General features: G+C 73.6%; 20 protein-coding genes. 13 read left to right on the forward strand and 7 right to left on the reverse strand.

Annotated elements, in window-relative coordinates; all coding sequences use genetic code 11:
• From WN71_RS32995 to WN71_RS33030, 8 genes are all read left to right on the forward strand, one after another.
• Nucleotides 1-708 (forward strand): methyltransferase, encoded by a 708-nt coding sequence (locus tag WN71_RS32995; protein ID WP_046591868.1) that lies wholly within the window; start codon nt 1-3, stop codon nt 706-708.
• 39 nt (nt 709-747) lie between these two features.
• Complete coding sequence (locus tag WN71_RS33000; RefSeq protein WP_046591867.1) at nt 748-1,185, forward strand: PPOX class F420-dependent oxidoreductase; 438 nt, start codon at nt 748-750, stop codon at nt 1,183-1,185.
• A gap of 77 nt (nt 1,186-1,262) precedes the next feature.
• A complete protein-coding gene (locus WN71_RS33005; RefSeq protein WP_046591866.1) occupies nt 1,263-2,510 on the forward strand; it encodes an ATP-grasp domain-containing protein in 1,248 nt (415 codons plus the stop codon).
• On the forward strand, nt 2,497-3,738 hold the full coding sequence (locus WN71_RS33010) for an MFS transporter (protein WP_046591865.1): 1,242 nt from the start codon (nt 2,497-2,499) through the stop codon (nt 3,736-3,738). Before WN71_RS33005 ends, WN71_RS33010 begins: the two co-directional genes overlap by 14 nt.
• A gap of 19 nt (nt 3,739-3,757) precedes the next feature.
• Entirely contained in the window at nt 3,758-8,191 is a 4,434-nt protein-coding gene (locus WN71_RS33015) for a non-ribosomal peptide synthetase (protein WP_046591864.1), read from the forward strand.
• Entirely contained in the window at nt 8,191-8,532 is a 342-nt protein-coding gene (locus WN71_RS33020) for an acyl carrier protein (RefSeq protein WP_052743194.1), read from the forward strand. The genes WN71_RS33015 and WN71_RS33020 overlap by 1 nt, the downstream gene beginning before the upstream one ends.
• Complete coding sequence (locus tag WN71_RS33025; protein WP_046591863.1) at nt 8,529-9,344, forward strand: thioesterase II family protein; 816 nt, start codon at nt 8,529-8,531, stop codon at nt 9,342-9,344. Before WN71_RS33020 ends, WN71_RS33025 begins: the two co-directional genes overlap by 4 nt.
• A complete protein-coding gene (locus tag WN71_RS33030) occupies nt 9,338-9,958 on the forward strand; it encodes a LysE family translocator (protein WP_206300204.1) in 621 nt (206 codons plus the stop codon). The genes WN71_RS33025 and WN71_RS33030 overlap by 7 nt, the downstream gene beginning before the upstream one ends.
• Here WN71_RS33030 and WN71_RS33035 read toward each other — a convergent pair.
• Nucleotides 9,953-10,432: a MarR family winged helix-turn-helix transcriptional regulator gene (locus WN71_RS33035; protein ID WP_240529850.1), complete on the reverse strand. Its 480-nt coding sequence runs from the start codon at nt 10,430-10,432 to the stop codon at nt 9,953-9,955. The genes WN71_RS33030 and WN71_RS33035 overlap by 6 nt on opposite strands.
• A 193-nt stretch (nt 10,433-10,625) precedes the next feature.
• Between WN71_RS33035 and WN71_RS33040 the strand changes: the two genes are divergently transcribed.
• The gene (locus WN71_RS33040) at nt 10,626-11,198 is read left to right on the forward strand and encodes an NADPH-dependent FMN reductase (protein WP_046591861.1); all 573 of its coding nucleotides are present in this window, start codon (nt 10,626-10,628) and stop codon (nt 11,196-11,198) included.
• Between the two features lie 100 nt (nt 11,199-11,298).
• Here the strand turns inward: WN71_RS33040 and WN71_RS33045 are convergent, their stop codons facing one another.
• Both WN71_RS33045 and WN71_RS33050 read right to left on the reverse strand, forming a co-directional pair.
• The gene (locus tag WN71_RS33045) at nt 11,299-12,894 is read right to left on the reverse strand and encodes a CehA/McbA family metallohydrolase (RefSeq protein WP_046591860.1); all 1,596 of its coding nucleotides are present in this window, start codon (nt 12,892-12,894) and stop codon (nt 11,299-11,301) included.
• 220 nt (nt 12,895-13,114) lie between these two features.
• Nucleotides 13,115-13,474, reverse strand: a complete 360-nt coding sequence (locus WN71_RS33050; RefSeq protein ID WP_046591859.1) for a hypothetical protein — start codon at nt 13,472-13,474, stop codon at nt 13,115-13,117.
• Between the two features lie 294 nt (nt 13,475-13,768).
• Between WN71_RS33050 and WN71_RS33055 the strand changes: the two genes are divergently transcribed.
• Nucleotides 13,769-14,230, forward strand: coding sequence for a pyridoxamine 5'-phosphate oxidase family protein (locus WN71_RS33055; protein WP_046591858.1), 462 nt, complete (start codon nt 13,769-13,771; stop codon nt 14,228-14,230).
• A gap of 12 nt (nt 14,231-14,242) precedes the next feature.
• On the opposite strand, the gene WN71_RS33060 is transcribed toward WN71_RS33055, so the two are convergent.
• A complete protein-coding gene (locus WN71_RS33060) occupies nt 14,243-15,796 on the reverse strand; it encodes a glycosyltransferase family 39 protein (RefSeq protein ID WP_052743193.1) in 1,554 nt (517 codons plus the stop codon).
• 290 nt (nt 15,797-16,086) lie between these two features.
• On the opposite strand from WN71_RS33060, the gene thpR reads away from it, so the two are divergent.
• Entirely contained in the window at nt 16,087-16,665 is a 579-nt protein-coding gene (gene thpR, locus WN71_RS33065) for an RNA 2',3'-cyclic phosphodiesterase (protein ID WP_046591857.1), read from the forward strand.
• A 38-nt stretch (nt 16,666-16,703) separates the two neighbouring features.
• On the opposite strand, the gene WN71_RS33070 is transcribed toward thpR, so the two are convergent.
• The 3 genes from WN71_RS33070 to WN71_RS33080 form a co-directional block, all read right to left on the reverse strand.
• Complete coding sequence (locus WN71_RS33070) at nt 16,704-17,081, reverse strand: hypothetical protein (protein WP_143074903.1); 378 nt, start codon at nt 17,079-17,081, stop codon at nt 16,704-16,706.
• Nucleotides 17,074-20,373 (reverse strand): tetratricopeptide repeat protein, encoded by a 3,300-nt coding sequence (locus WN71_RS33075; protein WP_143074904.1) that lies wholly within the window; start codon nt 20,371-20,373, stop codon nt 17,074-17,076. The genes WN71_RS33070 and WN71_RS33075 overlap by 8 nt, the downstream gene beginning before the upstream one ends.
• Nucleotides 20,374-20,475: 102 nt before the next feature.
• On the reverse strand, nt 20,476-21,414 hold the full coding sequence (locus tag WN71_RS33080) for a GlxA family transcriptional regulator (RefSeq protein ID WP_046582676.1): 939 nt from the start codon (nt 21,412-21,414) through the stop codon (nt 20,476-20,478).
• A gap of 312 nt (nt 21,415-21,726) precedes the next feature.
• Here WN71_RS33080 and WN71_RS33085 point away from each other — a divergent pair, with 312 nt between their 5' ends.
• Nucleotides 21,727-22,236, forward strand: coding sequence for a membrane protein (locus WN71_RS33085; protein ID WP_046582677.1), 510 nt, complete (start codon nt 21,727-21,729; stop codon nt 22,234-22,236).
• Nucleotides 22,237-22,276: 40 nt separating this feature from the next.
• Entirely contained in the window at nt 22,277-22,957 is a 681-nt protein-coding gene (locus WN71_RS33090; RefSeq protein WP_046582679.1) for a cysteine hydrolase family protein, read from the forward strand.
• Nucleotides 22,958-22,970: the final 13 nt, after the last annotated feature.

Below are 22,970 nucleotides of genomic sequence, written 5' to 3' on the forward strand. Positions count from 1 at the left end.
ATGCCTCCCACCGACCACGGCGACATCAGCGGATTCGGCCGCGGCAGCGCCCTGCTCCGCCGCCACCAGGAAGACACCGCGCGCCCGCAGGAGTTCACGCTGCTCGGCCGCGACTGGTACCTCCTCGACGGCGTGTTCAGCCCCACCTACACGCCCGTCACCGAGCTCTTCACGTCCTGGCTCCCCTACCCGGCCGGCGGCTCGTTCCTGGAGGTCGGTTCCGGCGCGGGGGTGACGGCCGTGACGGCCGCGCTCTCCGGCTGCGGCCGGGTGACCGCGCTGGACATCGCCGCCGCCGCCGTCGAGAACACCCGCCGCAACATCGGACGCCACCACGTCGGGGACCGGGCCCGCGCGGTGCACAGCGACCTGTTCTCCGCCCTCGACCCCGAGGACCGGTACGACGTCGTCTTCTGGAACTCCAACTTCGCCGAAGCCCCGGGGGACTTCGTCAACGAGAGCGATCTGCACCACGCCTTCTTCGACCCCGGTTACGAGGCCCACCGCCGCTTCGTCGAGGAGGCACCCGATCGGCTCACCCCGAACGGCCGCCTCTTCCTCGGCTTCTGCAGCATCGGCAACACCCCCCTGCTCACCGGCCTGTGCGACCGCGCGGGCCTCACCGTCGAGGTGGTCCGCAGCGAGCGGCGCAGCCCCGACCCCGACACCACCCTCGACTTCCGCCTCCTGGAGCTGCGCCGCGCCTGAACCAGGCCCGACCGGCGCGCACCACCGAAGGGATCCACCGTGCCCGACACCACTTCCCTCCACCGTCATCCGACCCTGCTCGCCGGGCGCGGGCGCGGAGTCCTGTGCACCCTCAAGGCCGACGGCAGACCGCAGTTGTCCAACGTCGACTTCTGCTACGACGCCCCGAGCCGCACCGTCCGCGTGTCCACCACCGCCGACCGGGCCAAGACCCACAACCTGCGCCGCGACCCGCGGATCAGCCTGCACGTGACGACCGCCGACGGCGGTGCCTACGCGGTCTACGAAGGCATCGCCACCCTCTCCGCGGTCGCCGCCGATCCGCACGACGCCGCCGTGGAGGAGCTCGTCGCGGTCTACCGGGCCGTCCAGGGCGACCACCCCGACTGGGACGAGTACCGGGCGGCGATGGTCGCCGACCGCAGGCTCACCGTCTCCTTCCGCATCGACCACGCCTACGGCTGGATCCCGTCCTGAACCGGCCCCGCCGGACCCCGGCACCCCACCCGCGTCCGACCCCGACACCGCACCCCCGTCCGACGGAGAGGACCGCCATGCCCCACGGCACGCCCCATCTCACGATCGTGGGCAGCGGCAACGCCCAGTACCGCCGCTACGCCCTGCAGTCCCTCGCCGAGCGGTACCGGCTGTCCGCCGTGCTGCCCGCCCCGCCGACCTGGCAGCTGCCCTACCTCGCCGACTGGCGGCAGGCCGACCCCGCCGACGAGGACGCGACGACGGCCGCGCTCGCCGATCTGACCGGGCCCGGCGCGGGGGTGCTCACCTGGGGCGAGACCGTCCTGGAGACCACCGCCCGCGCCGCCGAGAAGCTCTCCCTGCGCCACATGTCGGCCCGCTCGGCGGCCCGGTGCCGGGACAAGTACCTGACCAGGACACTGCTCGCGGAGGCCGGCGTCAGCGCCGTACGCCACGGCCTCGCGCGCACCGCCGAGGAGGCCCTCCGGATCGCCGATGCGATCGGCTACCCCGTCGTCCTCAAGCCCCGGGCCCAGGCCGGCAGCATCGGCGTCGTCCTCGCCACCGACGCCGAACAGGTGCGGGACGGCTTCGGGCCGGCGGCGGGCGCCGCCTACGGAAGCCTGCCCGCCGGCCTCGGCGTCCTCGTCGAGGAGTATCTGCCGGGTCCGGAGATCAGCGTCGACAGCGTGGTCCGCGACGGCGAGGCGACGCCGGTGCACGTGGCCCGCAAACGCCTCGGCTTCGCCCCGCACTTCGAGGAGATCGGCCACCTGGTCACCGGCTGGACCCGCGAACCGTGGGCCGCCGAGGTCGCGGAACTCGTGGTCGAGGCACACCGGGTCCTCGGCATCGAGGTGGGCGTCACCCACGCCGAGCTGCGGCTCACCCCGTCCGGTCCCCGGCTCGTCGAGCTCAACGGACGGCTCGGCGGCGACCTCATCCCGTACGCCTCCCGGCTCGCCACCGGCATCGACCTGGTCGTCGCCGCCGCCGAACTGGCCCTGGGCCGCGTCCCCGACCTCACGCCGACCCGGCAGGGCTGCGCCGAGGTCCGCTTCCATTACCCGTCGCACGACGGGACGGTGCGCCGCGTCGGCGTGTACGAGACCGTGTCGGTCCCCGGCATCGCGCACGCCGACGTGCTGGCCGAGCCGGGCACCCGCCTGCTGCTGCCGCCCCGGCAGGTGATCCCGCGGCTCGCCGTGCTCGTCGCCACCGGCGCGGACGAGGACGCCTGCGGCCGGGCGCTGGACACCGCCCTCCCGCTGATCGACACCGACGTCACCCCGCTCGACGAGGCGGACACCCATGCGGTGGCCTGACTTCCGGCGTCCCGTCGACACCCTGATCGGGGCGCACGGCCTGTCGTCCTTCTGCCTCGGGCTCGCCATGCCCTACACCGCCATCTACCTCGCCGGCCGGCCGGGCGTGGGCACGGCAGGTGTGGCGGTGTTCTTCGCGTGCAGCGGCGGCGCCAACCTCGCGGTCGCGCTGCTGCTGTCCACCGGCGCGCTGAGACTGGGCCGGATCCCCCTCGGCATCCTGGGCACCCTGCTGTGGCTCACGGGGTACCTCACCGTGCCCGCGGTCGGCGCCATGCCCACGGCGATCGCGGCCGGCATGGCGGTCGGCGCGGGGCAGGGCGGGTTCATGGCCGCGATCATCCCGCTGATCAACGGGCTGATCACGCCGGAGGAACGCCGCCAGGTCTTCGCCCGCCGCTACGCCGTGCTCAACGCGACACTCGCCGCGGGCTCGCTGCTGTCCGGGCTGCTGACCCTGGTGCTGCCCCGCACGATCATCCCGTACTTCTTCCTGACGAACGCCGTGGGAATCCTGCCGCTCACCGTGGCGATCTGGCTGGTGCGCCGCCATGTCGCCGGACCGGAGGCGAGCGAGGACGAGGACCCGGCCGAGCCGCCGCTGCCGCTGCTCGGGCTGTGGAAGGTGATGCTGCCGGTCGCGCTGTTCCAGCTCACGGCCGCCCTGTTCGCCTTCAGCCAGTTCGACGCCACCGCCCCGCTGGTGAGCACCCGGTTGATGCACATGCCGCTGTTCATGGTGTCGCTGATGCTCTTCGTGGACGTCATCGTCGTCGTCATCGGCCAGCGGCCGATGACCCGCCGCCTGGAGAACCTGCCCGAGACGGCCGGACTGCGCATCGCGGTCACCCTGTGGGTGGCGGGCTACGTCGTCGCCGGCCTGCTCGCCTTCGCGCCGACCGGTGCGCGCATGGCGGGACTCGTCCTGTACGTCGTGCTGTTCGGGCTCGGCGAGTGCGCCTACTCGTGCTCGTTCCACCCCTGGCTGATCTCCATGGTGCCCGACCGCGAACTCACCAAGGCCAACGCGACGGTGAACTCCATGATGGGCGCCGGCAAGTTCGCCGGACCCTCCATCGGCGTCGGGTTCGCAGCGACCGGCAACGCCACCGTCGTCTGGCTCGGACTCGCCGCGAGCTGCACCGCCCTGACCGCCCTGACCGGCCTGCTGACCAGCCGCAGGCAGCGGCGGGCGATCCCTGTGCCCGCCCAACACACCAATGCCTGACGAAAAGTGAGGGGATGTCATGAACGATCGACTCATCGGCTCCGCCCCCGGAGCCGAACGGTTCCAGCCCTTCCCCCTGACGGAGATCCAGTACGCCTACTGGGTCGGCCGGGGCCCGAACTTCGTCCTCGGAAACGTCGCGCCGCACGCCTACTTCGAGCTGGAGGGCCGTCGCCTCGACCCCGCCACGCTCTCCCGGGCCTGGCGTCGGCTCATCGCCCGCCACGACATGCTGCGCGCCGTCGTCGGCGCCGACGGCAAACAGCAGGTCCTCAAGGACGTGCCCGAGTTCGAGGTGCGATGTACCGACGTGCGCTCCGCCTCCGAGGAGGACAGGGAGCGCACGCTGTCCGCCGTGCGCGAGGAGATGTCGCACCACGTCTACTCCGCCGCGGACTGGCCGCTGTTCGACATCCGGCTCACTCGCCTGCCCGACCACGACCGCCTGCACGTCAGCCTCGACCTGCTGATGGTCGACCTGGCCAGCCTCACCCTGCTGTTCAGCGAGTGGAGCGCCCTGTGCCAGGACCCCGACCTCGAACTCCCCCCGGTCGACGTCACGTTCCGTGACTACGCGCTCGAACTGGAACGGGGCTCGGGGGCCGTCCGCTACCAGAAGGCCCTGGAGTACTGGACCTCGCGGGCCGCCACCCTCGCCCCGCCGCCCGACCTGCCGCTGGCCACGTCGCCGGTGAGCGTCCACAAGCCGCGCTTCACCCACCGCGAGTTCCATCTGCCCGAGGACCGCTGGAAGGTGCTCCAGGAGCGCTGCGCGGAGCGGGGCCTGACCCCGACCGCGGTCCTGGCGACCCTCTTCTCCGAGGTCCTCGCCGTCTGGAGCGGCACCCGCCGCTTCACGCTCAACCTGACCCTCTTCAACCGGCTTCCGCTGCTGCTCGCCGACGCCGGGGCCGGCAAGCGGACCGTGCACCCCCATCTGGGCCGCATGGTCGGCGACTTCACCTCCATCTGTCTGCTGGAGACGGACGCGTCGACCGGCCGTACGCTCACCGAGCGCGTCGAGGCCACGCAGGTGCAGCTCCAGAAGGACCTCAGGCACCGGCAGGTCAGCGCGCTGGAGGCGCTGCGCGAACGGCGCAGGCTCGGCCTGCAGAGCGGCTTCGAGACCATGCCGGTGGTGTTCACCAGCGGCCTGGGCACCGCGGCCGACGTGTCCGGCTCGATGGACTACTTCGGTGACATCTCCTACCGGGTCAGCCAGACCCCGCAGGTGTGGCTCGACCACCAGGTCGTCGACATCACCGGCTCCCTCGACCTGACCTGGGACTGCGTGGAGGAACTGTTCCCGGCGGGCCTGCTGGACGACATGTTCGAGAGCTACTGCTCCCTGGTCGCCGCCCTGGCCGACGACGACTCCCGCTGGGACGAGGAGATCGTCCTCGCCCTGCCCGCGCACCAGTTGACCGGCCGGGAGCGCGCCAACGAGACGTCCGGCGAGCGTCCCGCGGGCCTCCTGCACGACCCGTTCCTCGAACAGGCCGCCCGGCACCCCGACCGCACCGCCGTCGTGTCCGGCAACCGGTGTCTGTCCTACGGCGACCTCGCCGCCCACGCCCGCGAGCTGGCCGGCGAGGTCGCGGCCCTCGCGGAGGACGGGCTGCGCGACCGCCTCGTGGCGATCGGCCTGCCCAAGGGCGCCGACCAGATCGCCGCGACGTACGGCGTGCTGCTGGCCGGCGGCGCCTATCTGCCCGTGAGTCCCGCCCTGCCCGAGCAGCGGCGGGCCCGACTCCTCGCGGACGGCGAGGCGTTGGCGGTCCTCACCGCTCCGGGCTCGGCCCTCACCGCTTCCGGCTCCGACGCGGGCGACGACAGCGGTCCGTGCTGGCCGCAGGACCTGCCCCGGATCCCGGTCGGCGAGGCCCGGCCCGCGCCCGGCACCCCGGGGCGCCACCCGTCGGGACCGGCCGACCCGGCCGACCTCGCCTACGTCATCTACACCTCCGGCTCGACCGGCGCCCCCAAGGGCGTCATGATCGAGCACCACGCGGCCCTCAACACGGTCCTCGACATCAACGAGCGGTACGGCGTGGGACCCGAGGACCGCGTCTTCGGCCTCGCCGACCTCGGCTTCGACCTGTCGGTCTACGACACCTTCGGCGCGCTCGCCGCGGGCGCGGCCCTCGTGCTGCCCGACCCGGAACTGCGCTCCGAACCCGCCCACTGGGCCAAGCTGATGGGCGAGCACGGGGTCACCGTGTGGAACTCGGTCCCGGCGCAGATGCAGATGCTCGTCGAACACCTGGAGGCGGGCGGCGCGATACCGGACCGGCTGCGGCTCGTGCTGCTCAGCGGCGACTGGATCCCCGTCGACCTGCCCGAGCGCATCCGCGCCCTGTGGCCCGAGGCCGAGGTCGTCAGCCTGGGCGGCGCCACCGAGGCGTCGATCTGGTCGATCCAGCACCCCGCCGACGAGGTCGAACCGGGCGCCAAGAGCGTCCCGTACGGCACTCCCCTGCGCAACCAGACCTTCCACGTCCTGGACTCCCGGATGGAGCCCTGCCCGGTGTGGACGGCGGGCGAGCTGCACATCGGCGGGGTGGGCCTGGCCCGCGGCTACTGGGCGGACCCGCAGCGCACCGCGGCCTCCTTCGTCACCCACCCGCGCACCGGCGAACGCCTGTACCGCACGGGCGACTTCGGGCGCTACCGGCCCGACGGCACGATCGAGTTCCTGGGCCGCCGGGACGGCCAGGTGAAGATCAACGGGCACCGGGTCGAACTCGGCGAGATCGAGGCGACGCTCGCCGCGCACCCGGGGGTCGACAGCGCGGTCGTCGTGAAGGCCGCCGACCAGGACGGCGCCACCCGCCTCCTCGGCTATGTCGTGCCCGACAAGGAGGACGACACCCTGTTCGTGACCGAACGGGCCGACACCGCGCTGCGCGACCGCCAGTGGCAGGCGCTCACCGCGAGCGGCGACGCACCCGCCGCGGGCCCGGACCCGGAGCACCTGCGCAGGGCCTGGGACGTCCTCGACGAGGTGTACACGACGGCCGCCGCGAGCGCCTTCCGCGCCTTCGGCCTGCCCCATCTGCCGGGCTCCGGCTTCGACCCGGCGGCCCTGCGCGGCGTCGGCGTGGCCCCCCGCTACACGCGCTGGCTGGCCCGCGCCGTGCGCGGCCTGGAGCACGCCGGGTATCTGCGGCGCACCGCCGACGGCCTGGAGGTGGCCCGCGAACTGCCGGCCGAGCTCCCCGCCGGCCTGCGCGAACGCACCCGCCGTGTCCTCGGCGAGGTCCTGGAGATCCCCGAGGACGTCAGCGAGTGGATGCTCTCCCTCGCCGGGGACCTGACCGACGTGCTCACCCAGAGCCGCCACTCCGCCGAGCTCTACGCCTCCGACCGCACCCCCGGCATCTACGCCCGGCTCTTCGGCCCCACGTACGTCGCCGCCACCGACGCGGTGCGCGCGCTGGTCTCGCAGGCGCCCGCCGACCGTCCCCTGACCGTCCTGGAGGTCGGCTCCGGATACGGCTCCCTCACCCGGCATCTGCTGCCCCTGCTGCCGGCCGACCGCACCGAGTACGCCTTCACGGACATCTCGCGGTACTTCCTGGACCGGGCCCGCACCGAGTTCGCCGACTTCCCGTTCGTCCGCTACGACCTGCTCGACCTGGACCAGCCGCCCGCCGCGCAGGGCTTCGACGGCCGGTCGGCGGATCTCGTCGTCGCCGCCAGCGTGCTGCACGACATGCGCGACATCCGCCGTACGCTGCACGCGCTGCGCTCGGTCCTCGCCCCCGGCGGCGTGCTCCTGCTGGTCGAACAGACCACCTTCCACCCCTGGTTCGACCTGGTCATGGGCCTGCAACAGGGCTTCGACAACTTCACGGACACCCAACTGCGCACGGACCACTGCCTGTTGGACCGGGACCAGTGGGACCTTGAGCTCGCGGCGGCCGGATTCACCGACTCCGCGCGGCTCACCACCACCGGCGGCCCCGCCTCGGTCGGCTTCGACGTCATCGTCGCCCGGAGCGCCGGGGTGCGGCGCCGCTTCGCCCCCGACGCGCTGCGCGCCTACGCCGCCGAGCGGCTCGCCCGGCACATGGTCCCGGCCCAGCTCCTCGCCCTCGACGAGCTGCCGCTCAGTGCCACCGGGAAGGTGGACCGCGCCGCCCTCGCCAAGGCGGGCCCGCGCGGTTCCGTCCGGGGCCGGCCGGCCCGGCCGCCGCGCACCGACCGGCAGCGCAAGCTCGTCGGCATCTGGCAGGAACTGCTGGGGCTGAGCCAGGTCGACCTCGGCGACGACTTCCTGGAGGCCGGCGGCGACTCGCTGCTCGCCGCCCGGCTGGCCGCCCGGCTCCAGTCGGCGTTCGGCATCGACGTATCGGTCCGCACGGTGCTCCAGTACACGACGATCGAAGCGCTCGACGGACACCTCGGACAACTCCTGGGCCCGTCCGAGCTGCTGCCGGAGGAGAAGTGATGACCCACGTCAACGACACGGCCGCGCACCCCGCACACGACACTGCCTCGCACCGCACTCCCGTGAACGACCCGGCCGCGCGCCCCACCCACGCCGCCGTCAGGGCCTGGATCGTCGGTCTGCTCGCGGAGATCCTCGACGTGGCCCCGGACCGGATCGACCCGGACACCCCGCTGGACCTGCTGGGCGTCGACTCGGCCACCACGCTCGTCATCTGTGCCGGGGCCCGCGACGAACTGGGCCTGCCGCTGCGCCCCAAAGAGGTGTTCGAGCACTTCACGGCCGACGCCCTGGCCCGCCACCTCACCGCACCGCTCCCGGCGGAAGCGGGCAGCCGGTGAGCGCCGTCCTCTCGCCTCGCTGGCTGGTCAGCGGGCCGCCCGGGACGGCCCGCCTCCAGCTGTACTGCTTCGCCCACGGAGGGGGCTCCGCCGCGGAGTACCTGCGCTGGACGCGGGGTCTCGGCCAGGTGCGCACGCACGCCGTCCAGCTGCCGGGCCGCGGCCCGCGCCTCGCCGAACCGCCGCTCACCTCCATGCGGCGGCTGGTCGAGGCCTTCCTCGCCGAAGTGCCCCCCGCCGAGGGTCCGTTCGCGTTCTTCGGGCACAGCCTGGGCGCGCTCGTTTCGTACGAGATCACCCGGGCCCTCGTGGCGGAGGGGCGCCCGCTCCCCGCGCACCTGGTCGTCTCCGCCCACCCCGCCCCGCATCTGCCGCGCCGGGCCGGCCAGGTGCACCGGCTGCCCGACGACCGGCTGCTCGACACGGTCGCCGGGGCGCACGGCGGCATCCCCGACGAGGTGCTGGCCTCGCCCGAGCTGCGGGGGATGGCCGCCGCCGCGCTGCGCGCCGACTACCAGGTGCTGGAGACCTACACCTGGCGTCCGGCCGCACCGCTCCCCGTGCCGGTCACGGTGTTCGGCGGGGAGGAGGACGCGGTGACCTCCGGAGAGCTGGAGGCATGGCGGGAGCACACCACGGAGCGGGCCACCGTACGGCGGTTTCCCGGCGGCCACTTCTATCTGCGCGAGCGGCCCGCGCATGTGCTGCGGGCGCTGGCCGCGGCCCTGGGCTCAACGAGCGCCTCGGGCACATCGGGCGTGTCGGGTGGAGCAGGCGCGTCGGGCGGGGCGGACCGGAGCGGCCCGTGCTGACCTTCGCCGGCGCCTCACTGGTGCTCATCATGATCCCGGGCCCCGATCAGGCCCTGATCACCAGGAACTCGCTCGCGGGCGGACGCCGGGCCGGGCTGCTCACCATGGTCGGCGGGATGCTCGGACTCAGCGTCCACGTCTCGGCGGCCGCGCTCGGCATCTCGGCGGTACTGCTCGCCTCGGCGACCGCCTTCACCGTGCTCAAGGCGGTGGGGGCGGCCTACCTGGTGTGGATGGGCGTCGCGACCCTGCGCGGCGCCGGGCGCACCCTGCGGGAGCGGCCCGGCGAGGACGAGGCGGGCGCGCCCGCGCGCCCGCAGGGCAGGCACCTCAGGTACGGCTTCCTGTCCAACGCGCTCAATCCGAAGGTGGCTCTCTTCTTCGTCACCTTCCTGCCGCAGTTCCTGCCCACCCGCGGCAGTGTGCTGCCCAGGGCGCTGCTGCTGTCCCTGCTGTTCGCCGTGTTGTACGTGCTCTGGTTCAGCCTGTACGTGTGCACGGTGGACCGGCTCGGCAGGTGGCTGCGCCGGCCGCGGGTGCGCGGCCGGATCGAGCAGGTCACCGGACTCCTGCTGATCGGCTTCGCGGCCCGGCTGGCGCTCCAGCCGTCATGACCGGCCGCTGTCGCCGCTGCGCTTGAGGTGGTCCACGACGTGTTCGCCGATCTCGGCGAACACGTCGATCTGCTCGGACGTCAGCAGGTCGACGAAGTAACGGCGCACCGATTCGACGTGCAGGGGCGCCGCCTTCTCTATGGTCTGCTGGCCCTCGTCGGTGAGGGTGACGACGGCGCCCCGGCCGTCGGTCGCGCACTCCTCGCGCGCGACCAGGCCCCGCTGTTCCATCCGGCCCAGGTGGTGGGAGAGGCGGCTGCGCGACCAGAGCATGCGGGCGGCCAGTTCGCTGACCCGGCGCCGGTGGTCGGGGCTGCTGGCGAGGCTCGACAGCACGTCGTAGTCCGGTTCGGACAGCCCGCTGTCGCGGCTCAGGTCGCGGGCGAGCTGGGCGTTCAGCAACAGGAACATCCGGCGGTACGCCTGCCACGCGCGTTGTTCGCGATCTGTCAACCAGCGGGGCTCATCGTTCACAGCCGCAGCCTACCCCTGCTTGGTTGACGTATCACTCGCCTGCCCCTAGCGTACTAGGTGACATGTCAATCATCTGGTGCAGGGTCCCGGGGTACCTCCCCGACCGGCCGGCACCGTTCCCGTGCCCGGCCCGGGTCCGTCACATCCCCCGCACGGACCCGGGCCGTCCCCCTCGGACGAAGGAAGCCGGACCGTGCCCCGTCTGTACGTCATTTCCGCCAGCACCCGCCCCACGTCGGTCGGCCGAGGGCTCGCGCGCTGGATCAGCGAACTCGCGGCGGAGCAGGACGCATTCGACACCGGACTGCTCGACCTGGGCGAGATCGCGCTGCCGTTCATGGACGAGCCCGAGCACCCGGAAGCGGGCGTCTACCGCCACCAGCACACGAAGGACTGGAGCGCGACGATCGCCGCCGGCGACTGCTTCGTCTTCGTCATGCCGATGTACAACGGCGGCTTCAGCGCCCCGCTGAAGAACGCGATCGACTACCTGTACCAGGAGTGGCAGAACAAGCCCGTGGGGCTCGTCAGTTACAGCGCGGGCAAGACCGGCGGCGCCCCCGCGATCGAGATGATCCGGCCCGTGCTCGGCCGGGTCGGCCTGCGCCCCGCCGCGCGGACCCTGTCCGTCCCTGCCATCGATGCGTACGTCGACGAGCAGGGCCGCTTCACCGCCACGCCCGAGCTGCGGGCCCAGGCGCGGGCGGTCCTCGACGCGGTGGCGGACCTGGCCGTGGCCCCCGAGGTGGAGCACGCCTCGGCCTGAGCGGCCGCCCATGGGCGGCCGACCATGGGCGGGCGGCCGCGGACGGTTGGCCGCGGACGGTTGGCCGCTGACGGGCGGCCGCTCCGGTGCGCGGCGCGGATCAGTGCCGCGCTGCGGCCAGGAAGATCGGGTTGGTCAGGGCCGCCATGGAGCCGAACAGCAGCGCGTCGCCCATGGTGTTGCCCTGGCCCGGCGAGCCGTTCGCCATCAGGTGGCGCACCTCGGCGCGGACGTACGCGGCGAGGGAGGCGGTCGTCCGCCACACCACGCTGCCCTCGCCCCCGGCGTCGAGCGACTCCTGGTGCATCTGGCCCTCGTCCGTGAGGAAGCGGACGGTGCCGTTGGGCACACCCTTGACGTCCAGCCGGACGTCCACCGGAGCGTCGGCCGGCACGGTCAGCTTCTCCCCGATGCCCGCCTGCCGCCCGTTCCCCGTGGCGGTGAACGTGAGCTGCACGGCCGAGGACTCCGCGAGGTAGCTGTGCCCGGCGCGGATGCCGTCCATGATCGCGTCGGTGCTCAGGTCGTCCGCGCGCACGACGTTGTGCGGCAGGCCGATCACCTGCGGCTCGCTGTGGGCGTCGCTGTTGCCCATGGCGGGGATCCAGCGGCCGCCCGACCGGACGGCCTCACCGATCTTCTGGTCCCAGGTGCTGACGGCGTGTTCGTCGTCGTAGGTCCACGGGCCGGTCCACACCTCGGTGGCGTCGGCGTCGTCGAAGCCGAACTTCCACTGGCAGGCGACGTAGGCGCAGTACATGTGCGCCGGCACCACGAGGCCGCCGCCGCGCCGGACCTGACGGGCGAACCGGGGGAACGCGTCGTCGCGCGTCCGGTAGCGCCAGTCGATCCAGTCGCCGGCGGGCAGGCCCAGCGCCAGCCAGTGCCCGTTGCGGGTGGTGACCTCCTCGCCGGTGACGATCAGCAGGTCCGCGCCGGCGTACTCGCCCCAGACGGCGTGTGCGGAGGAGGTGTTGTGGTCGGTGGAGACGATGAAGTCCAGACCGGCGGCCCGCGCCCCGGCCGCCACCTCGGACGGCTGGCGTCTGCCGTCGGAGTGCACCGTGTGCAGATGGCAGTCCCCGCGGTACCACGCGCGGCCACGCCCCTTGGCCCGTCGGGCCGGGTAGTGGCGGGGAGCGGCGGGCCCGTCGGGGCCGTAGGTCAGGGTGACCTGCACCTGATAGTTCAGACCCTGCGGTGCCACCTGGTAGGGACCGAGCACGACGTGCCAGGTTCCCTCGCCGACCGGGCCCGGCAGATAGCCGGGCGTGGCCTCGGAGTTGCCGATCTCGAACGCGGTACGGAAACCGCCGGACCAGCCGCGAAACCCCCGGCCGCCCAGCGCGGTCCCGCGCTCGTCGAAGACACCGATGTCGCAGGAGTTGCCGGGCGTTCCGGAGGGGACGGACGGCTTGTCGTAGGAGTACGACACGGAGATCTTCCGCACCCCTGGCGGTACTTCGACCGGCAGGTACACGAAGTCGGCGACGCCGGTGTCCAGATGTCCGCTGATCGTGCGCGTCTCCTCGCCCGACTGCGGCGGCGCGCCCTGGGCCGAGGCCTCGGCGCCCTGGGCGAAGGTGAGCGACTCGAGGGTGAGGGCCGCGGCACCGGCGGCCGCCACGGCCAGGAACCGCCGACGCCCCGGCGTGCCCTCCGGTCCGCCGTCCTGCTCGGGGTGGAGAACGTCCACCTCGTGTGCGCACTGCCCTTCACGACACATGTGCCCTCACAGTGGGGTGCTTTCGGTACACGATGTGCCGCGACTTTTCAGGGGCGCCGTGAACGGTGTGTGAGCGGCGGGCGGCGTTCCCGGCAATTGTCGCTGGCGTGTCCATGCCGCTCACGGCACACCGCGCCTCCCCGACCTGCCTGTGCCGGTGCGCCGCTCCTGAGGACCCGGCGCCACCCCGTCAGGGCAGGATTCCGTGCAGCACTCCGCCCCACGCCTCCATCGCCCTGCGCACTTCCTCACCGCTGGACGCGGCGACCGTCAGTGCCGCGAGGACGGATCTGACGAGTCCGCGGTTACGCCGCTCCGGAGGCGTCTGCGCGGCCTGTGCGAGATAGCCGACGTTGTCGAGGAGATCCGCGCGCTCGTCGTCGCCCAGGCCGCCCTGGTCCTGTACCGCCTGCCTCAACACCTGCAAGGCTTCGGCCAGTTGAGGGCTGCCCTGCTGGACGACGCCCGCGATCGTGGAGTTGATGTTCTCGATCTGCGTGGCGAACTGGCCGCCGATGAAGGTGCCGCCACTGATCGACACGTGGGACACGGGGGCCGCCCCTCAGGCCCCGCTCCCGGCTCCGCTCCCGCACCCAGGCCCTGCCGAGCCACGGGGTGAGCGTCTCGGCCACGGCATCGGCCTGCCGAGCCTGCTCCGCGAGCAGCGGAAGCAACCGGCCGCGTGCCGCGTCGTCCTGACCCCGTATGACACGTCGTGCCGTCTCCCCGTCCACGGAGTCATCCTCCGCCGAACGGACAACGGTCACAAGGGCCCCACCCGTCGGCAGGTCGCCGCGCCTCGGGCGCGCCGCCTGACTGTCGGTCAGGCTTTAGGGTCGGCCCCATGGAGATCACCGGAATCGGCCGCCGCCCGACGGCGGAGCGCGTACGCGACACCCAGGAACGGCTCGCCGCCGAGCGGGACGTCTGGGTGTCGACGGCCCACCCCGAACACGGGCCGCACCAGGTGCCGTTGTGGTTCCTGTGGGACGGGCGGGCGGTGTGGATGTGCACCGGCGCGTCCTCCGTGACGGCACGCAATGTCCGCACGGAGCCTCGCGTGCGTCTGGCGCTGCCGGACGCCTTCGACGTGGTGCTGCTCCAGGGGGAGGCCGAGTCCTTCCCGGACGAGGACGTGCCCGCGGACGCGGCGGAGGCGTTCGCCGCCAGGTTCGGGTGGGATCCGCGGGCGGAGGAAGGCTCCTTCCTGTACATCCGTGTGGTTCCGCGGACCGTGCGTGCCTGGCGCGGCGAGCCGGAGCTGCGCGGGAGGGTCGTCATGCGCGACGGGGCATGGGTCGAGTAGCGGCGGCCCACGTCACGGGGTGACGTACAGGCGTACGGCCTGGACCCCGACGTGCCAGGTCTGGCGCAGCCGGTAGCCGGAGTTGACCGCGTGCCACAGGGTGGCGTCGCGGGAGCCGGGTTTGCGGTGCTGGCCGGGGCCGGAGACCACCCAGACGCGCCGGTGGCCGCGCAGGGCGTCGGCGACCTGGGAGGGGTCGCGCTCCCGTCCGTCGGGGTCGGTGGGGTCGAACCGCGCTTCGAGGGCGACGTCGGTGGTGTCGGAGAAGGCGTCCGGGTAGGCGAAGGCGGTCCCGCGCCACGCCTTCGGCTCGAACAGCACGGCGTCGCCCGGTTGTGCGCGCGCCGCCACGACGCGGGCGAGGGCGCGCAGGTCGTCGCCGTGTCCGTCGCCCTCGCGGATGCGCAGTTGGGCCGGGAGCGCCAGGGCGGCGAGGGAGACCAGGGCCAGCAGGGCCGCCGCCGTGGACACGGCCGGGCGGGCCGGGAGGCGGGCGGCGGCCGTGTCGAGTCCCTGGCCCACCAGCCAGCTCAGGCCGAGCATCCCGTACAGCACGTAACGCGGCTGGTAGAGCGGGTGCGCGAGCGAGATCAGCATGAGGACCGCCGGCGGGATCGTCAGCAGGGGCAGCGCCAGGGCGGTCAGGGCCCCGCGGCCGGGGTCGGCCCGTCGGCGGCGGCCGCCCAGGATGCCGTAGAGGACGAGTGCCGCGACGGGCACCACGGCCAGGCGGCCGCCGCCGAACGAGGCCGCCAGCTCCAGCGGGGTGCGCCATGTGGGTGCGGTCAGCCAGCCGACCGCCGAGGTCTGTCCGAAGGCCCGCAGCATGGTCGGCACGACCCCGAGGCAGCCGGCCGTGGTCGCGAGCGCCCAGCACCGGACCACCGCCCGGGACGGCCGCCAGGCGGTCACGGTGACGGCGAGGGCCGGCACGCAGAGCAGGGCGAGGACGTTCAGCGTGCCCGCCGCGGCGACGGCGACGGCGTACGCCGCCCACCAACGCGCCGCGTGCGGGCGTCCGATGCGGTACTCCGCCTGCACGGCGCGGACGAGGAAGTAGGCGGCGGACGCGACGCACAGGGACACCAGCGCGTAGGGGCGCCCTTCCTGCGCGTACAGGCTGACCACCGGCGCGGCAGCCCAGGCGAGTCCGGCCGCCAGGGCAGCCCGAGGCCCGGACAGCCGCCGGGCGACCGCGGTGACCAGCCCCGCGCAGACCACGGACGCCAGGACGGACGGCAGCCGCAGGGCGAGCGCGCTCGGGCCGGTCACCGTGAAGACCGTGTGCAGAAGCAGGTAGTAGGCCGCGTGCACGGCGTCGGTGTGGCCGGTCAGGTCGAGGATCCGCGCCGGACTCAGTTGCGCGACCGAGTAGCTGACGGCCTCGTCACGCCAGATGGACGCCCCGGTCGGGTCCCACAGACCGAAGCCGAGCGCGGCCAGGCAGGGAAGCCATCTGACGAGAAGCGGGACGGGGTGCCGACCGCGCCCGACCGGGGCGAAGGGGGCCTTCGTGAACGCGGTGATGTGGTCGTCGGTACCGCTTCGGGCCGACAGCGTGGGCATTGCGTCCTCTTCCACCGGTGCGCGGGCTCGTCGGGTCCGGTCGGCCGACGATGCCCAGGGGCGGCGGGCTCGGCCTGAATAGCCGGGGAGGACGAGCCCGCTTTCGTAGGCGGGTACCACGACTTGGCCACTGTCACGCAGGTGAAGTCCGACCGGCGGACCTGCGTCGGCCTGTGCGGCCGAAGCCGACCTCGGACCTGCCTCGGCCTGTACGGCCGGAGCTGACCGGCGAGATCCGGACGCGTGGGGGGCCGCCCGGTCGCTTCCCCGGATGAGGTAGGAAGACGGGTGTGAACGACCAGACCCACCCCGCCGCGATCCGCGTCTTCATCGCTCTCGCCCCGCCCGACCACGCGAAGGACGAACTGGTCCGGGCCCTGCGGTCCGGCTATGCGGCCCACCCCGACGTGCGGTGGAACCGCGTGGAGGACTGGCACATCACCCTGGCGTTCCTCGGCGAGCTGCCGCCCGCGACGGCTCGGCTCCTGCGGGCGCCGCTCGCGGCCCTGGCGAGCGACCGCCCGCCCCTCGGCCTGGCGCTGCGCGGCAGCGGTGTCTTCGACGACCGGGTGCTGTGGAGCGGGATCGACGGGGACCTCGACGAGCTGCACCTCCTCGCCGCCGACGTCCGCGCCCTCGTCAAGGCGTCCGGAATCACCTTCGAGGAACGCCCCTTGCGCCCCCACCTCACCCTGGCGCGGGCCCGCCGCGGGGACCGCACCTCGATGACGGACATCGCCAGGACGATCGCCGGTTTCAGCGGCGCGCCCTGGCCCGCCGCACGACTGCACCTGGTGGGCAGCAGCGCCGTCCGGGGCCGAGGACCGGTCCACTACCGGGACATCGAGTCATGGGCGTTCGCCGGGTAGTGGGGAGGGCTCCGCGCGGCGGGCAGCGGGACCGCCGCTCATCGGCCCTCGATCGTGTTGTCCTCGACCTGGCCGCCCCGGGCCTTCAGCACCGCCTCGCCGTGCTCCAGGTTCACGGTGTTGCGGCCGACCGTCCCCCGTCGGGTGGCCCGCAGCCAGAACCGGGACCGGCGCCCGCCGGTGAGCCGGTTGCCGGTGACCCGTCCGCCGGACGCCGCCTCCAGCCTGGACGTCCCGTCGGTTCCCTGCCCGGAGGCGGCCAGGACCGTCACCGTGACCAGGCCGCCCAGCAGTACGGCGAAGCCGACGGCGAGGGTCCAACTCCACTTTTCGGTGAGGAGGTTGGTCACCACGCCCACGGCCACGCTCAGCACGACCGCCAGCCCGGCCATCCACTTGGCACTCATGTCATCCACCGCCCGAGGTTCCGTTGCGAAGCATTCGGTACCGGTCCAGGTCAGCACGGTGGTGCAGCCTGGACCTGTCGATCGACCGGGCGCAGGCGCGCGCCTCGGCCACCCGTCCCATCCCCTGGTAGGTCAGGCCCAACTCGAGCCGCGCCCAGGCGGCGAGACCCGCCACCCCTCCGCGCTCGGCCACCGCGCAGGCCTCGGTCAGCAGGACCGCGGCCTCTTCGGCCGCTCCCGACCCCCGGCGGGCGAGCCCGGTCAGCAGGACGGCGCGGGCCTCGGAGAACACGTCGCCGCACCCGTCGTCCTCGAGGACCGCCCGGGCCTTGGCGGTCAGTGCGCACGACTCCTCGAACCGGTCCCGCTCCAGCGCCACTTCGGCGAGACACAGGAGGGCGTCGGCACGGAGCAGTTCGACGTGCTCGAGCCCGTCCAGACGGCCCTGTGCCTCGGTGGCCAGGATCGCCGCCTGATCGTGGTCCCCGACGAGGACGGCTGCCTCGGCGAGGCCGAGCAGCGCGCGCACCCGCTGCTCCTCGGCGACGTCGCGGCCCAGCTCCAGCATCTTCCGGTACGCCGAGGTCGCGGCCCGCGCGTCCGCCCGGATCAGCGCGAGGTGGCCGAGACAGTCGAGGGCGTCGAGCTGCCCCATCACGAACCCCGCCTCGTCGCACCGCCGCAGCGCGGGGAGGAGCTGCCGCTCGGCCGTGTCCAGGTCCCAGGCGAGAACAGCGTCGCGGCCCAGCCCCACCTGGCCCAGCAGCTCACCCGTGAGGTACTCGGTCTCCCTTCCGAGGCGCGCGGCGCGGGCATGTGCCTCGGCGGCCCGCTCCAGGGACGTACGCGCCCACATGTCCGCCATCACGTTCCACACGTCGCACTGCCAGGCGGGAACCTCGGCCGCCTCGAACAGCTCCAGTGCCTGCCGGTAGTGCGCCTCCGCCTCGGCATCGTCACCGCGGGCCCGGGCCACGTGTCCCAGCCCGTAGCGCACCTCCCCGAGGCACTCCAGGTCGCCGGCGGGTTCCGCCGCCGCCAGCGCGTCCCGGTAGGCCCGCTCCGCCTCGCCCCAGCGGCTCAGATCCGAGAAGACCCTCGCCAGCCCGCAGCACGCCGCGGCCACACCGCGCCGGTCCTCGACGCGTTCGTACAGTGCGCGGGCGCCGCGCAGCGGCTCCTCGGCCTCGGCGGGGCTGCTGCGCTCGCGAAGGGTGTTGCCGATGCCGCACCACGCCTCCGCCTCGCCGTACGGGTCGCCGACACCGCGCGACAGGCCGAGGGCGGTGCGGTGGGCGTCCAGCGCGGTGTCGAACTCGCCCCGGTCGAAGGCCGTGTAGCCGATGCCGTTCCACGCCTCGGCCAGCAGGGTGGCGTCCTGAGCCTCTGCGGCCGGCGCCAGGGCCGCGCGGAAGTGTTCCTCGGCACGGGTCACCCGGCCCGCGGCATGGTGGATCCGGGCCAGACCGCACCGGGCGCCGGCCGCGCCTTCGGGCACGTCGTGCGACTCGCTCAGCCGCAGCGCCGTGCGATGGGCCCGCTCGGCCTCCCCCGCCGACCCCGTGTCGAGCAGAACGCGCCCCAGCCCGTTCCACACATCCGCCTGCGGCCCGGGACCGCCGACGTGTTCGATCACCGGGGCGGCCACGAGCCGCCGGCAGGTCTCCAGGGCCAGGGGCAGATCGCCGCTGCACTCGGCCGTCGCGGCCAGCCGGGCGAGCAGCGGCGCCACCGCCTCCTCCGGCCGGCCGGCCAGTGCCTCGGCGTACGTCCGGGTGGCTTCGCCGTAGAACTGAAGGGCGTCGGCGGTGTCGGCCAGCGGGATCAGCAGCCGGTCGCGGGCCGCCGCGTCGCCGGTGTCCGCGCAGGCGCGCGACGCCCGCCGCAGCAGGTGGTGCGCGCGCTCGTGGCGGTGCTGGTGCCAGGCGATGAGACCGGCGACCGAGGCGGCGGCCGCCGTCACCGACGGAAGCGATCGCGCGACCGCGTCCGCCACGTCGTCCGTCAGGGCCACTTCGGCGATCCGGAGCGCCGGCCCCCACTCCCCCGCCTCGTACGCCGTATCGAGCCGGGCGCGCCACTCCCGCTCGGTGCGCCCGTCCCCCGCGGCGAACCGGTGGTAGCTCTCCTCGATCAGGTCCCCGGCCCGCGCGCAGTAGGCGGCCGCCCGCTCATGGCAGTCGACCAGACCGGCGGGGTCCTCGTCCCGGAACGCGGTCAGCAGCGCGGTGCGCACCAGCGGGTGCAGCACCCAGCGCGCCCCTCCCGCGGCCCGGCGGTAGCGGCGCACGAACGAGTGCCGCAGCAGCCGGCGGTCCCAGCCGCGCGGCAGCCGCCCGGGACCCACGGCTGCCCGTACGGCACCGGTCCGCACGTTCCTGAGGACGGCGGCCGCCCGCAGCACCCGGCGGTCGGCGTCGGAGAGGCTCGTCTCGAACACGCGGGGCAGCCACTGTTCCACCGGAGCGCTGCGGGCCCGCTCCAGGATCCAGGCGGTGCTCACGTCGGCCGTCGCGCCTCTGCGGGCCGCCGCGTCGGCGACCGCGGCGACCCAGACGGGTATGCCCCGACACGATCGGTGCACGGCCTCGGCCACCGGCCGGGAGGAGATCCCGCACGATCTCAGGAACGCCGCGGTCTCGCGCAGATGCCAGGGACGCAGCACCACTTCGCGTGCCACCGTGGCGTCCAGCGGCAGCGGCTCCCTGGTGGCCAGCACGAAGCGGAGCCCCGGTGCGGCGCGAAGGACACCGGGCAGCAGGACGGCGGCGAACCAGTCGGCGGCACCGGCGCCGGCCGCGCGGTCCTCCGGGGCGGGCGCGTCGAGGTGGTACAGCCATTCACAGCCGTCGACCATCACGATCCGGGCGCCCCGGCCGGCGGATCCACGCGCCAGGCGGATCAGCGCCTCGGCCGCCGCCTCGCGATCCAGCGGCCGGCGGGAGGCGTCCACCGTGACACGGTTGTTGTTCATGGACGCGCCGCGGCCCGCCCGCAGGACGATCCGTACGGCTCCCCGGCCGGGCCCGCCCGGCAGGCCCGCCGCACGCCGGAAGCGCCACATCCTCCACCACGCCGCGCGCCGCCCGGCGACCAGGGCCTTCGCCAGGCCGACGGCCACGTGCCGGTCGAGTTCGCTCGCCGGGGCCTGCTCGCGCATCGTCGCCGACAGGTCGATCAGCCGCACGGGACAGGTCAGGACGCTCCTCATGTGGTGCAGGAGGCGGGACTTCCCGTGTCCCGACACCCCGCGGACCACGACGACCGGCGGCCCGGACGCGGACCCTTCGAGCGCCTGCACGGCCGTCTCCGCCGCACGCCGGTGCTGATACCGCCCCACATCCCCATACAGCACGACTCTCCCCCCGTCCTCGCGGGGGAGGCTACCCCGCCGGGCCCCTCCTCAGCTGAACGTTCGCCGGTAGGACTGCGGGCTGACCCCGGTGGTGCGTTTGAAGCGGTCACGGAAGGCGGTGGGCGAGCCGAACCCGACCTGGGTGGCGATGCGTTCGACGGAGTGGTTCGTGGTCTCCAGCAGGTGCTGCGCCTGGCGGACGCGGGCCCGGTGGAGCCACTGGAGCGGGGTGGTCCCGGTCTGTTCGCGGAAGCGCCGGATCAGGGTCCGGGTGCTGGTGCCCGAGCGGGCGGCGATGTCGGCGAGCGTGAGGATGCGGCTCAGGTTCTCGCGCAACCAGGTGAGCAGCGTCTCGAGGTCGGAGCCCTGGGGTGCGGGGGCGTGGTCGTGGACGATGAACTGCGCCTGGCCGCCCTCGCGTTCGAGGGGCATCACCGAAAGGCGCGCGGCGTCGGCGGCGACCGCCGATCCGTAGTCGCGACGGATCATGTGCAGGCACAGGTCCAGGCCCGCGGCGGCACCGGCCGAGGTCAGGAACTGACCGTTGTCGACGTACAGGACGTCCGGGTCCACGTCGAGGTCCGGGTGCATCGCGGCGAGCAGGTCGGCCGCGATCCAGTGGGTCGTCACGCGCAGCCCGTCGAGCAGTCCGGTGGCGGCCAGCGGGAAGGTGCCGGCGCAGAGGGAGGCGATGCGCGTGCCGTCGGCGGCGGCCGACCGCAGCGCGTCGCGCACGGCAGGCGACACTCCGGCCGTGGGGTCGGCGACGCCCGGCACGATGATCGTGTCCGCGTCCCGGAGGCCCTCCAGGCCCCAGCGGGCACGCAGGGTGAAGAGTCCGGCGTCGATCTCGTCCCGCTCGGCGCACACCCGGACCTGGTAGCCGGGGCGCCCGTCGGGCAGCCGGGTCCGGGCGAAGACCTCGAGCGGCGTGGACAGATCGAACGGGATCACCTGGTCCAGCGCGAGTACGGCGACGGTGTGCATGGCGTGAATTCTCCTCCCCGCGGCGGGGCCGAACCGGATCGGACCGGGTCCGTGTCCGAGAAGCCCCATGTCACAAGGGTTCCGCGCCCGCGAGAAGCCCTTGGCACTATCCCGTTGAAGTATGTCGTCAGTGCCACTGGGCGATCACCGCGGCAGCCGGTTGACTTCGGGGCGTCAGAGGAAAACCGGCACCTGAAGGAAGCCCATGCACATCCAAGTCGTCCCGTACGACGGTTTCGATCCGCTCGATGTCGTCGCGCCCCACGAGGTCCTCCCCGTCGGCGGACGCCGGACCGCCCCGGAGCGTCGGGCATGACCAAGCTCCTTCTGTCGCTGCACGTCCTGGCCGCCATCCTGGCCGTCGGCCCGGTCACGGTGGCGGCGAGCATGTTCCCGGCGACCTTGCGCCGCGCGCTCGGTCCATCCGGTGCATCCACCATGGCGACACGGCCGGGCGACGGCGACGCCCTTCCCACACTGCGGACCCTGCACCGCATCTGCCGGGTCTACGCGGCACTCGGTGTCGCGGTCCCCGTCTTCGGCCTCGCCACCGCCGACAGCCTCGGCGTGCTCGGCGACACCTGGCTGATCACCTCCATCGTGCTGACCACGGCTGCCGCCGCTGTCCTGGCCCTGCTGATCCTGCCCGCGCAGGAGCGTGCCCTGGCCGAAGCGGACGGGACTTCGCTGTCGACGCCGGCGCCCCCGCCGGCCCTTCGGGCGCCGGGCCGGCTCGCGATGCTCACGGGTGTCTTCAATCTGCTCTGGGCCACGGTCACCGTTCTCATGATCATCCGCCCCGGCTCCACGACGGGCACGTGAACGGGAGCCCATAGATGCAGGAGCCACGTAGGCTCGGCCCATGACGACGGCAGAACCCAGGACCCAAGGCCCTTACACCGCACCGCACTTCGCGACCTCTGCCCTCATCACCATCGACGTGCAGCGCGATTTTCTCTCCGACGCGCCGTACGGCGTGCCGGGCACGACGGAGATTCTCCCCGCACTGCGGCGGACCGTGTCCGCCTACCGCGCCGCGGGACGGCCGGTCGTGCACATCGTGCGCCTGTACGAGGACGGCGGCGGCAACGCCGATCTCGTGCGGCGGCAGCTGCTGGAGTCGGGGGTGCGCATCGCGGCGCCAGGCACGGCGGGCAGCGAACTGGCGGAGGGACTCCCGCCCGAGGGGGCGCCCGGCCTCGATCCCGAGCTGCTCCTCGCGGGCCGGCCACAGCGGTTGGGGGCGTACGACCACGCGGTCTTCAAGCCGCGCTGGGGCGCCTTCCACCGCACCTGCCTGGAGGAGCTGCTGGGGCGACTCGGCGTCGACACGCTGGTGTTCGCCGGGTGCAACCTGCCGAACTGCCCGCGGGCCAGCATCGTCCAGGCGTCGGAACGCGATTTCCGGGTGGCGCTGGTGCGGGACGCCGTCTCGCGGGTGACCGATTCCGCGCTCACCGAACTCGCGGGCATCGGCGTCGAGATCCTCGACACCGCCGCCCTCGAAGGGAAGTTGGCCGAGGTGGCGGCGCGGGCCGACTGACTGACGGCACGGC

Origin of the sequence: Streptomyces mangrovisoli (assembly GCF_000974985.2) — a bacterium.
GTDB lineage: Bacteria > Actinomycetota > Actinomycetes > Streptomycetales > Streptomycetaceae > Streptomyces > Streptomyces mangrovisoli.

Excerpts from the sequence above, each read along its gene's own strand:
- WN71_RS33015 (WP_046591864.1), top strand. The coding sequence starts at position 3,758 with ATGAACGATCGACTCATCGGCTCCGCCCCCGGAGCCGAACGGTTCCAG.
- WN71_RS33055 (WP_046591858.1), top strand. The coding sequence starts at position 13,769 with ATGGAGATCACCGGAATCGGCCGCCGCCCGACGGCGGAGCGCGTACGC.
- WN71_RS33060 (WP_052743193.1), bottom strand. The coding sequence starts at position 15,796 with ATGCCCACGCTGTCGGCCCGAAGCGGTACCGACGACCACATCACCGCG.
- WN71_RS33085 (WP_046582677.1), top strand. The coding sequence starts at position 21,727 with ATGACCAAGCTCCTTCTGTCGCTGCACGTCCTGGCCGCCATCCTGGCC.
- WN71_RS32995 (WP_046591868.1), top strand. The coding sequence starts at position 1 with ATGCCTCCCACCGACCACGGCGACATCAGCGGATTCGGCCGCGGCAGC.
- WN71_RS33020 (WP_052743194.1), top strand. The coding sequence starts at position 8,191 with ATGACCCACGTCAACGACACGGCCGCGCACCCCGCACACGACACTGCC.
- WN71_RS33010 (WP_046591865.1), top strand. The coding sequence starts at position 2,497 with ATGCGGTGGCCTGACTTCCGGCGTCCCGTCGACACCCTGATCGGGGCG.
- WN71_RS33080 (WP_046582676.1), bottom strand. The coding sequence starts at position 21,414 with ATGCACACCGTCGCCGTACTCGCGCTGGACCAGGTGATCCCGTTCGAT.
- WN71_RS33005 (WP_046591866.1), top strand. The coding sequence starts at position 1,263 with ATGCCCCACGGCACGCCCCATCTCACGATCGTGGGCAGCGGCAACGCC.
- WN71_RS33090 (WP_046582679.1), top strand. The coding sequence starts at position 22,277 with ATGACGACGGCAGAACCCAGGACCCAAGGCCCTTACACCGCACCGCAC.